We start from the raw sequence: 13,684 nt of genomic DNA on the forward strand, positions 1-13,684 counted from the left end.
TTCCGACTCGCACATGCAACTTTTGCAGAATGGGAAACCAACACATGGCCAGCGTCATCGAGAAGACCATCCGTTCCGCCGTCACCAAAGGCGTTATGACCGTCGCCGATTTCAACCGCAAACGGCTGGCGGAGCCGGAAGGCGGGCATCCGTACCTCACCGGCATCCACACTCCGATGGCCGAAGAGATGACGCTGAGCGAACTCACGGTCGAAGGCGAGATTCCCGCTCAGCTCGACGGGCGCTACCTGCGCATCGGCCCCAACCCGATCACCCCGCCCGATCCTGCGAGTTACCACTGGTTCGTCGGCGACGGGATGGCGCATGGCGTGCGCATCAGGGGCGGCAAGGCCGAATGGTACCGCAACCGCTGGATCCGTTCCAACGCGGTCAGCGACGCGCTGGGTGAGCCGCGCAAGCCCGGCACCCGCAACCCGCGCACCGACAATGCCAACACCAATATCGTCGGCATCGACGGGCGCACCTTCGCCATCGTCGAGGCCGGCGGCAAGCCGGTCGAGCTGGACGATATGCTGGGCACCGTGGCCCACAACCCATTCGACGGCACGCTGGAAAACGCTTTCTCCGCCCATCCGCACCACGATCCGGCGACCGGCGAGATGCATGCCATCTGCTACGACGTGCAGCAGCCCGACCGTGTCTGGCACACCGTGGTCGATGCACAGGGCAAGGTTGTCCGCGAGGAACCGATCCCGGTGAAGGACGGCCCCTCGATCCACGATTGCCAGATCACCGAGAACTACGTTCTGGTGTTCGACCTGCCCGCGGTGTTCTCGATGAAGCGGCTCGTCTCGGGCTACAGCTTCCCGTTCCACTGGAACCCGGACCATGGCACGCGCCTCGGCCTGCTGCCGCGCTGCGGCAAGGGCGAGGACACCATCTGGTGCACGATCGACGAACCCTGCTACGTCTACCATCCCGCGAACGCGTTCGAGACCGATGACGGAAAGGTCGTGGTCGACGTGGTGGTGCACGAGAGCACTTACGACAGCTCACCGCGCGGCCCGGGAGGCAAATGGGTGCGGTTCGAACGCTGGGTGGCCGATCCGGCCAGCCGCCATGTCGAACGCACGGTGCTGCACGACCGGCCGCAGGAATTCCCGCGCTACGACGAGCGGCGGTGCTGCCGTCCCTACCGCTATGCCTACACCATCGCGCTGGCCCCGGTCGAAGGGCTCGACATGGGGGCGACCCAGCTGCTCAAGCACGATCTGGAAGCGGGAACGACCGAGGTCCGCGAACTGGGCGAAGATCGCCATCCAGGCGAGTTCGTCTTCGTGCCGCGCAGCCCGGATTCGGCCGAGGATGATGGCTGGCTGATCGGCCTGGTGATCGATGCGGCGAACGAAACCACCGAGCTGCAGATTCTCAAGGCCAACGATTTCACCGGCGCGCCGCAAGCCGTGGTGCACATCCCGCACCGCATACCGCCCGGCTTCCACGGCAACTGGGTGCCTGCCGCAGCCTGATTCCAGTCCGGCCAACCGCCGCCGCAGTCGATGCGCTCTGGCATCGATAGCGGCGGTTTGGCATCAGGGGGCATGGAAGAGCGGAGCGCCCCGAGCAACATCAGCGATCCCGCATGGCTTTTGCGGCGCGGGATAGAGCTGCTCGGCGCTTCCGGGCGGGCAATGGTGGTGGACCTGATCGCCCGTGCACGTGCTGCCAGTCCGGGCGATCCCGATATCGGCGCCGTCTGCCGCATTCTCGAAACCCACAAGGTGCCGCGCTTTCATGCGACCATGCTGCAGGATGCGGCGCGCAATCGTGCCTATCGCGCGGCAATCGAGCAGTTTGTGCCGGGACGGCGGGTGCTCGACATCGGGACCGGTTCGGGATTGCTGGCGATGATGGCCGCGCGCGCCGGTGCGGCGTCGGTCGTGGCTTGCGAACAGGATCCCAGGCTCGCCCGGACCGCGCGCGAGATCATCGCCCGCAACGGGCTGGCCGACCGAATTACCGTGATCGACAGACCCTCGTTCGAACTCGAACGGCAGCGCGATCTCGACGGCGGGGTCGATTGCGTGGTGTCCGAGATCTTCTCGGAAAATCTGCTCGGCGAAGGGGTGCTGGGGGCGCTGGCCCACGCGCGCAGCGAATTGTGCAATCCGGGCGCAGTGTTCCTGCCCGAGCGGGCGAGCATCCGTATCGCGCTCGCACAAGCGCCCGCAACGGACGAGCCGCCCGACGAGGTCGAAGGCTTCTCGCTCGCGCCGTTTGCGCGCCATGTTTCGGCCAGCAAATCGATCCGCAGCGACCATCCTCAGCTGGCTTTGCGCAGCGCGCCGCAGACGGCGTTCGAGTTTCAGTGGACGGCCGACAGCGACCCGCCTGCGAGCGCGCACGCGATCTCGGGATTGGAGTGCCTCGGCGGTACGGTCAACGCGGTCGCGCAGTGGATCGAGCTGCGCTTCCTGCCCGGCCATACCTACGAGAATGCCCCCGGTAGCGGGCACGGGCATCACTGGCTCAACCCGCTCACCCCGATCCCCCCGCGGACCAGCGCCGCTGGCGACACCGCGCGCATCCGGAGCTGGTATTGCGACGAGCACCTGACGCACCGCGAAATCTAGGGCCTCCTCCCGGCGAAGGCCCCTTCCCTAAGCCGAAATATCGCAAAACAATCAGTCGCATATCGTTTTTCAATATTATTGTTTGACAATATGGCGAATCATCTTTATTGATTGTCGATATCGAACATCAAGGAGATCGATAATGTCACGTTACGCTACCAATTTCGCCGCTGCCCTCGCAGCCGTATTCCTCGTCGTTGCGACATGGACCCCGGTGATCACCGTCCCGGCCGATCCGGTTATCCTCGGCACTCCGGCTCTCGCCTGATCCGCCACCCAAGAAGAGGAGAGGGACAATGCCAATCAACCGACCCAAGGATCCGCTGCTGCTTGCCGGCAAGGTCCTGACGTTCTTCATGCAGGGTGCCATGGCAATCGCCGCAGTCGCGCTCGCCATTGCCATCCCGGCAGTGCTGCTCTTCAGCACCGATTTTGCCATTTCTGCGGGAATGGAGGATGCATCCTTCCCCGAAGGCTTCCCCATCCCGGCGCTCGTGGGCGTGATGGCGATCGGCATCGCGATTGTCGCGGCGCTGTTCGTGTTCTTCGGGAAGCTGCGCAACATCATCGGCACAGTGGGCGAAGGCGATCCTTTCGTCCCCGCAAATGCCGACCGTCTGAACGCAATGGCCTGGTTGCTGCTCGCCACGCAGGTCCTGCTGCTCCCCGCTGCAGGGCTGGGCATGTTGCTGGTTGAATGGGCCGACGAAGCCGAGGGCGCCGAGTTCTCGGTGGACGGCGGGCTCGATCTCAGCGGCATCCTGATGGTGGTGGTGCTGTTCATCCTCGCCCGGGTGTTCCGCCAAGGGGCCGCGATGCGCGAAGACCTGGAAGGGACCGTGTGATGGGCAACGATACAGAAGGAACCAACATCATGGTCAAGCTCGACGATCTGCTGCACGCCCGCCGCATGACGCTGACCGAACTGGCCGAGCGCGTCGGCCTCACCCTCGCCAATCTGTCGATCCTCAAGACCGGCAAGGCCAAGGCGATCCGCTTCTCTACCCTCGAAGCAATCTGCCGTGAACTCGACTGCCAACCGGGCGATCTGCTGGCCTACCTGCCCGAATGATCGCTTGACACCACCGGCAAATCGCTTAGAGGCCCGCCACCGACCGGCGGGCCTCTTTGGCTTGCAGGTCATCCGTCCGAGACAGTTGGTGACCGGGATTTGCCGGTCTTAATTTCCAGCCTAGACGGGGACAGAGATTTTTCGGCGATGCCTTTCGGGTATCTCCGCTCGTGCCGCTTCGCAACTGCGGGCGTCACACCTCCTTCCCCATCAACGGACTCGCCCGTGCCGATTTCCGGCACGGACACCATGAGCCGGTCGTTCGGGAGCCATCCCGTGCGGCCATAGTGAAGGAGTATGGCATGGATCGTTCGCAGAAATCCGACGCGGTCGCCCAGCTCAACGCAGTCTTCAACGAGGTTGGTGTGGTGGTTGTCACCCGCAACCTCGGCCTGTCCGTCGCCCAGTCAACGGATCTACGCGGGAAGATGCGCGAAGCCGGTGCGTCCTACAAGGTAGCGAAGAACCGCCTTGCCAAGCTCGCCCTGAAGGAAACCACGTACGAAGGCCTCGAGGAATACCTCACTGGCCCGACCGCGCTCGCTTACTCGGTAGACCCGGTGGCGGCAGCGAAAGCTGCGGTGGACTTCGCCAAGACCAACGACAAACTCGAAATCGTCGGTGGTTCCATGGGCGGGCAGTTGCTCGACGCGGACGGGGTGAAGGCGCTTGCCTCCATGCCCAGCCTCGACGAGCTGCGCGCAAAGCTGGTGGGCCTCGTCAACGCCCCGGCGACAAAGATCGCCCAGGTTGTCAACGCACCCGCCGCCAAGCTCGCCCGCGTCTTCGGTGCCTACAGCACCAAAGAAGCGGCGTAAGCGGTTCCAAGCGAAAGCACGAATTCATTGGGGCACATTCCCGCCCCGCCATCCCTGCCTCCGCAGGGACAAGCATTTTGGAGTGATACATCATGGCAGACATCGCCAAGCTGGTTGAAGAACTGAGCAAACTGACCGTCCTTGAAGCCGCAGATCTGGCCAAGGCCCTCGAAGAAGCATGGGGCGTGAGCGCCGCCGCAGCCGTCGCCGTTGCCGGCCCGGCCGCAGCAGCCGACGCACCGGCTGCCGAAGAGCAGACCGAATTCGACGTCATCCTCACCGGCGACGGTGGCAAGAAGATCCAGGTCATCAAGGAAGTCCGCGCGATCACCGGGCTCGGCCTGGGCGAAGCCAAGGCGCTGGTCGAAGAAGCGCCGAAGGCCGTCAAGGAAGGCGTCAACAAGGCTGAAGCCGAAGAAATCAAGGCGAAGATCGAAGCAGCCGGCGGTACCGTCGAGCTCAAGTAAGCTTCTTTCTCCGTTGCGAGAATATGAAAGGGCGGTGCCGCAAGGTGCCGCCCCTTTTCTATTTCGCCTCGGAATCCCCTTCCTTGCGCGCCTCGCGCTGGAGATAAGCGATGATCGAGGCCCGCGTCTCTGCGGATTCGATCCCGCGGAATTTCATTGTGTTGCCGGGCGCGAAAGCCTCCGGGTCGGCGATAAACCGGTCGAGCGACGCGGCATCCCACGTCCCGCCGACCGACGTCAAAGCCTCGCTATAACGATAATTCTCGACCGAGCCGATCCGGCGTCCGTAGAGACCGACCAGGTGCGGGCCGATCCCGTTGATGCGGTATTGGTGCGCGTGGCAAGGCGCGCATTTGCCGTAGCCGCTGGCTTCGAACAGCGGGGCGGAACGATGCGGGGACGGGTCCGGCAAAGCGGCCTGTGCCTGCGGCGGATCCATCGAAACGGGCGGGCGTGGCGTTTCATAGCCGCCGATCGCTTGCCCGCCGGAGGTGCAACTTCCTGCCGCCATCGATAGTGCGACCAGCGGCAGCAGACACGCCATCCGTCCCCGCAATGTCGACCGTTCGCAGATTAATGCCATAGGCCCGCTTCCTTTGTTCGACGCTTTCCGCCAGTTTGCGCCTACATTTCAGGGGACTGCCAAAAAATGTCGAATCGATTCCTGCTTCTGGTCACAGTTGCGTCTGCCGCGCTGTCCACCGCAACGCCTGCGAACGCGCAGGATGCGCCGATTGTGCAACCCGGCGCACCAGGACAGGCGTCCAAGCAGATCCGGCCAGACGACGCGATCAAGCTGGCGGGCGCCCGCTTCATCCAGGCCGATCTCGACTTCATGCAAGCGATGATCCCGCATCACTATCAGGCAAGCCAGATGGTCGCGCTGGTCAAGGACCGGACCAACACCACCGATGTCGTCGCCATCGCCGAGAAGATCGCCGCCAGCCAGGACGACGAGATCGCCTTCATGCAGCAATGGCTGAGCGATCGCGGTGCGACCGCGCCCGATCCGGCAGCCCATGCGAAAATGGGCCATGACATGGCGGCGATGCACCAGGGCATGGCGGGCATGGCATCGCCCGAACAGATGGCGGCGCTGGCCGCGGCATCGGGCACCGAATTCGACCGCATGTTCCTCACCCTGATGGTCGCGCACCATAAGGGCGCGCTCGATATGGTCGACGATCTGTTCGAGCAGCAGGGTTCGGCCTACGATCCGGTGATGTACCGCTTCGTCAACGACGTGAAGGCGGACCAGTCCTCCGAAATCGATCGGATGAACAAGCTGCTCGAAGGGCTGTCGGACGATCCGCGGACCAAGCTCGCCGCTGGTTTCACCGACGCGGAAAGCGCGATCAAGGGGCTGACCCTGGTGGGCAGCCTGCCCAAGCCCGCCGGCTTCTTCGACCCGGAGAACCCCGCCGGACTGCGGCTCGAGAAGGCGAAGGAAAGCCCGATCGCCAAGCCCAAGACCGAAGAACCCAAGCCCGAAACGGAGGCAGATCCGGCCACCAAGGCAATCACCGCGCTGCGCACCGCGCTGACCACGCTCGAGGCGGCGGCCAAGGAGGGCGAGGCCAAGCGCGACCCCGGGGGCGACAGCAAGACCGCGCTCAGCGAACGTGGCTCGCTGCTCAATTTCGCCAACACCGACATGGCCTTCCGTGGCGATACGCTGGTGGTCGGCAATTACCACGGCTTCAATATCTACGACATCGCTGGCAACCAGACGCCGAAGCTGGTCAGCTCGGTGGTCTGCCCCGGCGGGCAGGGCGATGTGTCGATCGTCGGCGACCTGCTCATCATGTCGGTCGAGCAGACCAGTGGCCGCATCGACTGCGGGCTGCAGGGGATCGACGAGGATGTGAGCGCAGACCGGTTCCGCGGCCTGCGCATATTCGACATCGCCAATCTGCGCGCGCCCCGCCAGGTCGGCCAGGTGCAGACCTGCCGTGGTTCGCACACCCACTCGGTGGTGGCGGAGGATGCGGCCAGCATCCTTGTCTACAACTCGGGCACCGCCGGCGTGCGCAACGGGGAGGAACTGCCCGGCTGCACGGTCTATGGCGCGGGCGAGCGCGGATCGTCGCTGTTCAGCATCGACGTGATCGAAATCCCCAAGGCGAACCCGTCTGCCGCGCGGATCATCGATTCGCCGCGCGTCTTTGCCGATGACGCGAAGATCGACGGCCTGTGGAGCGGCGGCGACCATGGCGACGGGACCCAGCGCACGTCGCGCACCGACCAGTGCCACGACATCACCATCTTCCCGAGCAAGGCGCTCGCCGCCGGGGCGTGTTCGGGCAACGGCATCGTGCTCGACATCGCCAATCCGCGGGCACCCCGGCGGATCGACGACGCGACCGACAAGGGTTTCGCCTACTGGCACTCCGCGACCTTCAACAACGACGGTACCAAGGTGGTGTTCACCGACGAGTGGGGCGGCGGCGGCCGGCCGCGCTGCAAGGCGCAGGATCCGAAGGAATGGGGCGCCAATGCAATCTACGACCTTGCGGGCGGGGAACTGACCGCGCGTAGCCTCTACAAACTCCCCGCCGCGCAGGGCGAAATGGAAAACTGCGTCGCGCACAACGGTTCGCTGGTGCCAGTGCCGGGACGCGATATCTTCGTCCAGGCATGGTACCAGGGCGGGATTTCGCTGATGGACTTCACCGACAGCGCCAATCCGTTCGAGATCGCCTATTTTGATCGCGGACCGGTGAACAAGGACCAGATGGTCCTCGGCGGTTTCTGGTCGGTCTACTGGTACAATGGCCGGATCTACGGCACCGAGATCGCGCGGGGCCTCGACGTGTTCGAGCTGGCACCCAGTGAATTCCTGACCGAGAACGAGATCGCAGCGGCCAAGCTCGCAAGCCAGGGTGAGACCTTCAACCCGCAGCAGCAATATCCGGTCGTCTGGCCCGACTCGCCAGTTGTGGCGCGGGCCTATATCGACCAGTTGCAGCGCAAGGAACCGATGGGCGAAGCGCAACTGGCACCGCTAATGAACGCGCTCGATGCCGCCGAGGCAGGCGATGCCGGAGCAGCAGGAACGCTGGAGTCGATCGCTGCAGGGTTGTCGGACAACGATCCGCTGGTCGGCAAGCTGGCAGCGACGCTGCGCGGAATCGCCCAAGGTTTGCGCACGGGCGGCTGACCGCCGCTCAGTAATCAGGCGGCGCGAAGTCTAGCCCAGAGTCTGGGCCTAGCCTTCCGCCGCCATTTCCGCTTCGGTCTGGTCGTATTCGGCAGAATTGGCGGCGCGGATGATCTCGCAGCTGCCGAGGATCGTCGTGAAGAACTCGGTTACCTCGTCTTCGCCGGTCATGCTGGTGAGCTCATCGGTCAGCTCATCGGTCCGCGAATCGATCCGCGCTTCGTAATCGGCGTCATCGCCCGCGAAGCGGTTGTAGGCCATCGCCAGCCAGACAGTCGCCGACCCGACCAGTTCGCCCGAAAAATCGGGGTCCTCTTCCTCGATGATACCGGCGAGATAGGCGTTGGCGATGCCGCAATCCATCGCGATATCGTAGTCGAGCGTCTCGTCGTCCTGCGCGGCAGCCGGTGCAGAAAAAAGCAGCGCCGTTGCGGCTGCCAGTGAAACGATCGTTGCGCGCATGGAAATCTACCCCCGTCCTCGAATACCGCTTCCTAATCGCTTCGCATTGCGACCGATAGTCCCAATCGGCTGTGGCATTTGCGTCGCGTCGAGGCGGCAAAAAACCTCGCTTGGGCCAGCCAGGCTTTCGCCGTGGTGAACCCGCGCCTATCCGGGCCGGCTGTTCATGACACGCGAACACATCTCGACCGCCGGAACCCATGGCACATGGGCACCTTGGCGCACCGAGCTGGCGGCCACACTGCGGCTCAGCTGGCCGCTGGCGCTCGCCAATTTGCTGCAGATGCTGACCTATGCGGTGGATGTGATCTTCATCGCGCGGCTGGGCGAGGCACCGCTGGCGGCCTCGGCGATGGTGGTGGCGCTGTTCGGGCTGGTGATGTGGGCACTGTCCGGGCTGACCGGCGCGGTCGCGGCGGTGATTGCGGCCGAGCTGGGCGAGCGCGCGCCGGCCTTGCGCCCCGTCCGCCGATCGGTCCGCATGGCGCTGTGGCTGGCGGTGATCAGCGGTGCGGGCGGGATGCTGGTCTGCCTCGCGCTCGGCCCGATCATGCACGCCACGGGGCAGAAGGCGGAGATCATCGTACTGGCGCAGAGCTACAACAGCGTGCTGATCTTCTCGATGATCCCGATGGTGATCGCCAATGTGCTGCGCTGCTTCGTCTCCGCGCTCGGGCGGCCGGTGTTCGCCACCGCGATCACCGCAGGCGGGATCTTCGTCAATGCGCTGGCCAACTACGCCTTCATCTTCGGCAATCTTGGCGCGCCCGAGCTCGGCCTGCAAGGCGCCGCGGTGGCGACCGTCATCACCGCGCTGTGCGTGGTGGCGGCCTTCGCTTTGGTGATCCGGTTCACCCCGCAGTTCCACCGCTACCGGATCGTCGGTCGGTGGTGGAAGCCCGACTGGGCGCGGTTTGCGCATGTGGTGCGGATCGGCACGCCGGTGGCGCTGACGATCACCGCCGAAGCAGGCATCTTCGGTGCCGCCGCTTTCATGATGGGCAGCATCGGCACGGCGCAGCTCGCCGCGCACACGGTGGCCTTGCAGATCGCCGCGCTGGCGTTTCAAGTGCCGTTCGGGATCGGCCAGGCGGTGACCATCAGGGTCGGCTATTTCTATGGAGCGCGCGACGTCGAAGGGATGAAGCGCGCGGGCTGGACCGCGATCGTTCTCGGCACCGGTTTCATGGCCACGACCGCGCTGGCGATGATCGTCATCCCCGAGCCGTTGCTCGCGATCTATATCGATCCGTGGGATGCGAAGAATGCCGTGCTGGTGTCCTTCGCCCTGCAATACCTCGTCATCGCGGCGGCGTTCCAGCTGTTCGACGGGATGCAGGCGGTCGCCGCCGGGGCCCTGCGCGGCCTGCAGGACACCCGCATCCCGATGTGGATCGCGATCTTCAGCTACTGGGTCCCCGGCATCGGGGTGGCCCTGTGGCTCGGCTTCCGGACTCCGCTCGAAGGCACGGGAATCTGGATCGGGCTCGCCACCGGGCTGATGAGCGCGGCGGTGCTGCTGTGCTGGCGCTGGTCGCTGCGCGACCGGCTCGGCCTGACTGCCCGCAGCTGACGTCGATCTTGTGAGAAAAAACTCGCGCAGAACGTTGACTCGCGCATCGAGCATCCCCAAATGCGCCGCGCTGGCACTCACCATGGGCGAGTGCCAGAAACGCTATTCATCACTCGAATTGAGAAAGGTCATCAATATGGCATTTCGTCCGCTGCACGACCGCGTTCTGGTCCGTCGCATCGAAGCCGACCAGAAGACTGCCGGCGGCATCATCATCCCTGACAGCGCACAGGAAAAGCCGAGCGAAGGCGAGATCGTCGCCACCGGTTCGGGCGCCAAGGCCGAAGACGGCACCGTCACCCCGCTCGATGTCAGGGCGGGCGACCGCGTGTTGTTCGGCAAGTGGTCGGGCACCGAGGTCAAGCTCGACGGCGAAGACCTGCTGATCATGAAGGAAAGCGACATCATGGGGATCATTTCCTGATCCCATCGTCACCCCAGCGAAAGCTGGGGTCGCTGGCCGAAAGCGCCAGTTGCTGTCCACCAAGAACAACCCGATCCCAGCTTTCGCTGGGATGACGAAACTGGAGAAACACAATGGCTGCCAAGGACGTAAAGTTCAGCCGCGACGCGCGCGAGCGCATCCTCAAGGGCGTCGACACGCTCGCCAACGCCGTCAAGGTCACGCTCGGCCCGAAGGGTCGCAACGTCGTGATCGACAAGAGCTTCGGCGCACCGCGCATCACCAAGGACGGCGTCACCGTCGCCAAGGAAATCGAGCTCAAGGACAAGTTCGAGAACATGGGCGCGCAGATGCTCAAGGAAGTTGCGTCGAAGACCAACGACCTCGCCGGGGACGGCACCACCACCGCCACTGTGCTCGGTCAGGCGATCGTGCGCGAAGGCATGAAGTCGGTCGCAGCGGGCATGAACCCGATGGACCTCAAGCGCGGCATCGATCTGGCCGTGACCAAGGTGGTCGAGAACCTCGTCGCCCGTTCGAAGGACGTGGCCGGCTCGGCTGAAATCGCCCAGGTCGGGATCATTTCGGCCAATGGCGACCGTGAAGTCGGCGAGAAGATCGCCGAGGCGATGGAAAAGGTCGGCAAGGAAGGCGTGATCACCGTCGAGGAAGCCAAGGGCCTCGAGTTCGAGCTCGATGTCGTCGAAGGCATGCAGTTCGACCGCGGCTATCTCAGCCCCTACTTCATCACCAATCCCGACAAGATGACGGTGGAACTGGATAACCCCTACATCCTGATCCACGAGAAGAAGCTCAGCAATCTGCAGGCGATGCTGCCGGTGCTCGAAGCGGCTGTCCAGAGCGGTCGCCCGCTGCTGATCATCGCGGAAGACATCGAAGGCGAAGCGCTGGCGACCCTGGTGGTCAACAAGCTGCGCGGCGGCCTCAAGGTTGCAGCGGTCAAGGCACCGGGCTTCGGCGATCGCCGCAAGGCGATGCTGCAGGACATCGCGATCCTGACCAAGGGCGAAATGATCAGCGAAGACCTCGGTATCAAGCTCGAGAACGTTACGCTGGGCATGCTCGGCGAAGCCAAGCGCGTCACCATCGACAAGGACAACACCACCATCGTCGACGGTGCCGGTGACGAAGGCGACATCAAGGCCCGCGTCGGCGAAATCCGCACCCAGATCGACAACACCTCGAGCGACTACGACCGCGAGAAGCTGCAAGAGCGTCTCGCCAAGCTCGCTGGCGGTGTGGCCGTGATCAAGGTCGGCGGTGCGTCGGAAGTCGAAGTGAAGGAACGCAAGGACCGTGTCGACGACGCGCTCCACGCGACCCGCGCTGCGGTCGAAGAAGGCATCGTCCCCGGCGGCGGTACCGCGCTGCTCTATGCCACCAAGGCGCTCGAAGGTCTCAAGGGTGACAATGACGACCAGACCCGCGGGATCGACATCGTACGTAAGGCGATTGTCGCTCCGGTCCGCCAGATCGCCGAAAACGCCGGTCATGACGGTGCGGTCATCTCGGGCAACCTGCTGCGCGAAGGCGACGAAACGCAGGGCTTCAACGCAGCGACCGACACCTACGAAAACCTCGTGGCTGCCGGTGTGATCGACCCGACCAAGGTCGTTCGGGTGGCCTTGCAGGATGCGGCCTCGGTCGCCGGCCTGCTGATCACCACCGAAGCGGCGATTTCGGACGCTCCGGAAGACAAGCCCGCCGGCGGCGGCATGCCCGATATGGGCGGCATGGGCGGAATGGGCGGCATGGGCTTCTAAGCCACCCGCGGTTTCGAACACCAGAGGGCCCGGCGGAGCGATCCGCCGGGCCCTTTTGCTGGTGGTTCGATTTCCATTGTCAAACAGCGGGCAAGGCGCAAGACAGCGCCGCGTATCCCAGCGAAAGGTGCAGGCTTGCTCACGTCCGGAAATCTCGACCGGTTCCGAATGGCGGTGATCGCCGACGCTGCATTGCAGGATACCTTGCGCCGGTGCACCGCCGACCCGGAGCTGGTCGCGGCGGCGCTGGCCGAGGCGGCCGCGCGATCGCTGCCGCTCGGTCCGGAGGATCTCGCGCTGGTGCTGGGTCCGCAGACACCCGACCCGCAGGCTGGCTTTGCGCATATGGTGCCGCTTGAGGAGGCCCCGCCGCCGTTATGGCTGCCGGTGGCGCTCGTGCTGCGCGACAATGCCCTGGCGATCGAATGGCTGCCGATCCCTCTCGATGGCTTGCATCATCCCTTCTTCGAGCATTCGATGGCGGATATCGCCCCGCTCCCCTTCACCCGGCTGATGCGCAGCGTCACGCCGCTGGATGCGCTCGACGCCTTCGCGAGCAGCCCCGGCCCCGACGGCTTCGTGCACCACATGTCGCGCTGCGGCTCGACGCTGGTCGCGCAGATGCTGGCGGCGGTGCCCGAATATGTGTCGATCGCCGAAGCGCCGGTGATCGACACGATGATCCAGCTTGCCTGTCAGGGCGCGGTCAGCGACGCGCAGCTGCGCAATCTGGTCGCTGCCGTCACCCGCACGCGCGGCGCGGCGACGACCCACCGCTTCGTCAAGCTCGACTGCTGGCATTCGCTCGCCCTGCCGGTGCTGCGACGCGCCTTCCCTGCGACGCCCTGGGCATACCTCTATCGCGATGCGCGCGAGGTGCTGGTGTCGCAGCAGCGCAATCCGGGGATGCATGTGCGCAAAGGCGCTGTCCCCTTCGCCGCCTTCGGTTTGCCCAATGCGGAGAGGGTTGCGGACGAAGACTATGCGGCCTGGGTTCTGGCGCATTGCACCGCCGCCGCGCTGCGCAACAGCGAGGATCCGGCGTGCCTGCCGGTGCCCTATCCTTCGTTGCCCGATGCATTGACAGCAGAGATTTTGCCCCACTTCGGTGTGCAGACAAGCGAAGCCCAGCGGCGCTCTATGGAACAGGCCTCGGCGCGCAATTCGAAGCAACCCGATCAGCCCTTCGTGTCCGATTCCGAGGCCAAACGCAGCGAAGCTGAGGGGCTGCCCGGCTCTGAAGCAGAAGCGCGCTTGGTCGAGATCGTCGCGGCGCTCGACCGGCAGCGCACCGCGCGATCATCGGCGCCAGCGCGCGGACCGGCGGTCAGCGTGGGCTACGACTGGTGAG

14 protein-coding genes are annotated in these 13,684 nt (G+C 64.7%); 12 read left to right on the top strand and 2 right to left on the bottom strand.

Annotated elements, in window-relative coordinates; all coding sequences use genetic code 11:
- Nucleotides 1-44: 44 nt before the first annotated feature.
- From NSO95_RS09460 to rplL, 7 genes are all read left to right on the top strand, one after another.
- A complete protein-coding gene (locus NSO95_RS09460) occupies nucleotides 45-1,490 on the top strand; it encodes an 8'-apo-carotenoid 13,14-cleaving dioxygenase (RefSeq protein WP_257595973.1) in 1,446 nt (481 codons plus the stop codon).
- A gap of 72 nt (nucleotides 1,491-1,562) precedes the next feature.
- Complete coding sequence (locus tag NSO95_RS09465; RefSeq protein WP_257595974.1) at nucleotides 1,563-2,594, top strand: 50S ribosomal protein L11 methyltransferase; 1,032 nt, start codon at nucleotides 1,563-1,565, stop codon at nucleotides 2,592-2,594.
- Between the two features lie 142 nt (nucleotides 2,595-2,736).
- On the top strand, nucleotides 2,737-2,862 hold the full coding sequence (locus NSO95_RS09470; protein ID WP_257595975.1) for a hypothetical protein: 126 nt from the start codon (nucleotides 2,737-2,739) through the stop codon (nucleotides 2,860-2,862).
- Between the two features lie 28 nt (nucleotides 2,863-2,890).
- A complete protein-coding gene (locus tag NSO95_RS09475; protein WP_257595976.1) occupies nucleotides 2,891-3,439 on the top strand; it encodes a DUF2975 domain-containing protein in 549 nt (182 codons plus the stop codon).
- The gene (locus NSO95_RS09480) at nucleotides 3,439-3,666 is read left to right on the top strand and encodes a helix-turn-helix domain-containing protein (RefSeq protein ID WP_257595977.1); all 228 of its coding nucleotides are present in this window, start codon (nucleotides 3,439-3,441) and stop codon (nucleotides 3,664-3,666) included. Before NSO95_RS09475 ends, NSO95_RS09480 begins: the two co-directional genes overlap by 1 nt.
- A gap of 302 nt (nucleotides 3,667-3,968) precedes the next feature.
- The gene (gene rplJ / locus NSO95_RS09485) at nucleotides 3,969-4,484 is read left to right on the top strand and encodes a 50S ribosomal protein L10 (protein WP_257595978.1); all 516 of its coding nucleotides are present in this window, start codon (nucleotides 3,969-3,971) and stop codon (nucleotides 4,482-4,484) included.
- A gap of 92 nt (nucleotides 4,485-4,576) precedes the next feature.
- Entirely contained in the window at nucleotides 4,577-4,951 is a 375-nt protein-coding gene (gene rplL / locus NSO95_RS09490; RefSeq protein WP_257595979.1) for a 50S ribosomal protein L7/L12, read from the top strand.
- Nucleotides 4,952-5,009: 58 nt separating this feature from the next.
- Here rplL and NSO95_RS09495 read toward each other — a convergent pair whose 3' ends face one another.
- The gene (locus tag NSO95_RS09495) at nucleotides 5,010-5,534 is read right to left on the bottom strand and encodes a c-type cytochrome (protein ID WP_257595980.1); all 525 of its coding nucleotides are present in this window, start codon (nucleotides 5,532-5,534) and stop codon (nucleotides 5,010-5,012) included.
- Nucleotides 5,535-5,600: 66 nt separating this feature from the next.
- Between NSO95_RS09495 and NSO95_RS09500 the strand changes: the two genes are divergently transcribed.
- Nucleotides 5,601-8,111, top strand: a complete 2,511-nt coding sequence (locus NSO95_RS09500; protein ID WP_257595981.1) for a DUF305 domain-containing protein — start codon at nucleotides 5,601-5,603, stop codon at nucleotides 8,109-8,111.
- Between the two features lie 48 nt (nucleotides 8,112-8,159).
- On the opposite strand, the gene NSO95_RS09505 is transcribed toward NSO95_RS09500, so the two are convergent.
- Nucleotides 8,160-8,573: a hypothetical protein gene (locus tag NSO95_RS09505; protein ID WP_257595982.1), complete on the bottom strand. Its 414-nt coding sequence runs from the start codon at nucleotides 8,571-8,573 to the stop codon at nucleotides 8,160-8,162.
- Nucleotides 8,574-8,739: 166 nt separating this feature from the next.
- On the opposite strand from NSO95_RS09505, the gene NSO95_RS09510 reads away from it, so the two are divergent.
- From NSO95_RS09510 to NSO95_RS09525, 4 genes are all read left to right on the top strand, one after another.
- Nucleotides 8,740-10,146, top strand: coding sequence for an MATE family efflux transporter (locus tag NSO95_RS09510; RefSeq protein WP_257595983.1), 1,407 nt, complete (start codon nucleotides 8,740-8,742; stop codon nucleotides 10,144-10,146).
- A 136-nt stretch (nucleotides 10,147-10,282) separates the two neighbouring features.
- Nucleotides 10,283-10,570 carry a co-chaperone GroES gene (locus NSO95_RS09515; RefSeq protein ID WP_257595984.1) on the top strand — a complete coding sequence of 96 codons (288 nt, stop codon included), beginning with the start codon at nucleotides 10,283-10,285 and terminating at the stop codon, nucleotides 10,568-10,570.
- Between the two features lie 113 nt (nucleotides 10,571-10,683).
- Nucleotides 10,684-12,333, top strand: coding sequence for a chaperonin GroEL (groL, locus tag NSO95_RS09520; protein ID WP_257595985.1), 1,650 nt, complete (start codon nucleotides 10,684-10,686; stop codon nucleotides 12,331-12,333).
- A gap of 135 nt (nucleotides 12,334-12,468) precedes the next feature.
- Nucleotides 12,469-13,683: a sulfotransferase family protein gene (locus NSO95_RS09525; protein WP_257595986.1), complete on the top strand. Its 1,215-nt coding sequence runs from the start codon at nucleotides 12,469-12,471 to the stop codon at nucleotides 13,681-13,683.
- Nucleotide 13,684 lies beyond the last annotated feature (1 nt).

This window comes from Parerythrobacter lacustris, from assembly GCF_024626475.1.
In the GTDB taxonomy this organism is placed as follows: domain Bacteria; phylum Pseudomonadota; class Alphaproteobacteria; order Sphingomonadales; family Sphingomonadaceae; genus Parerythrobacter_A; species Parerythrobacter_A lacustris.

What these genes read in the sequence shown, in the direction of transcription:
- NSO95_RS09460 (WP_257595973.1), top strand. Translation starts at nt 45, where the DNA reads ATGGCCAGCGTCATCGAGAAGACCATCCGTTCCGCCGTCACCAAAGGC.
- NSO95_RS09465 (WP_257595974.1), top strand. Translation starts at nt 1,563, where the DNA reads ATGGAAGAGCGGAGCGCCCCGAGCAACATCAGCGATCCCGCATGGCTT.
- NSO95_RS09470 (WP_257595975.1), top strand. Translation starts at nt 2,737, where the DNA reads ATGTCACGTTACGCTACCAATTTCGCCGCTGCCCTCGCAGCCGTATTC.
- NSO95_RS09475 (WP_257595976.1), top strand. Translation starts at nt 2,891, where the DNA reads ATGCCAATCAACCGACCCAAGGATCCGCTGCTGCTTGCCGGCAAGGTC.
- NSO95_RS09480 (WP_257595977.1), top strand. Translation starts at nt 3,439, where the DNA reads ATGGGCAACGATACAGAAGGAACCAACATCATGGTCAAGCTCGACGAT.
- rplJ (WP_257595978.1), top strand. Translation starts at nt 3,969, where the DNA reads ATGGATCGTTCGCAGAAATCCGACGCGGTCGCCCAGCTCAACGCAGTC.
- rplL (WP_257595979.1), top strand. Translation starts at nt 4,577, where the DNA reads ATGGCAGACATCGCCAAGCTGGTTGAAGAACTGAGCAAACTGACCGTC.
- NSO95_RS09495 (WP_257595980.1), bottom strand. Translation starts at nt 5,534, where the DNA reads ATGGCATTAATCTGCGAACGGTCGACATTGCGGGGACGGATGGCGTGT.
- NSO95_RS09500 (WP_257595981.1), top strand. Translation starts at nt 5,601, where the DNA reads ATGTCGAATCGATTCCTGCTTCTGGTCACAGTTGCGTCTGCCGCGCTG.
- NSO95_RS09505 (WP_257595982.1), bottom strand. Translation starts at nt 8,573, where the DNA reads ATGCGCGCAACGATCGTTTCACTGGCAGCCGCAACGGCGCTGCTTTTT.
- NSO95_RS09510 (WP_257595983.1), top strand. Translation starts at nt 8,740, where the DNA reads ATGACACGCGAACACATCTCGACCGCCGGAACCCATGGCACATGGGCA.
- NSO95_RS09515 (WP_257595984.1), top strand. Translation starts at nt 10,283, where the DNA reads ATGGCATTTCGTCCGCTGCACGACCGCGTTCTGGTCCGTCGCATCGAA.
- groL (WP_257595985.1), top strand. Translation starts at nt 10,684, where the DNA reads ATGGCTGCCAAGGACGTAAAGTTCAGCCGCGACGCGCGCGAGCGCATC.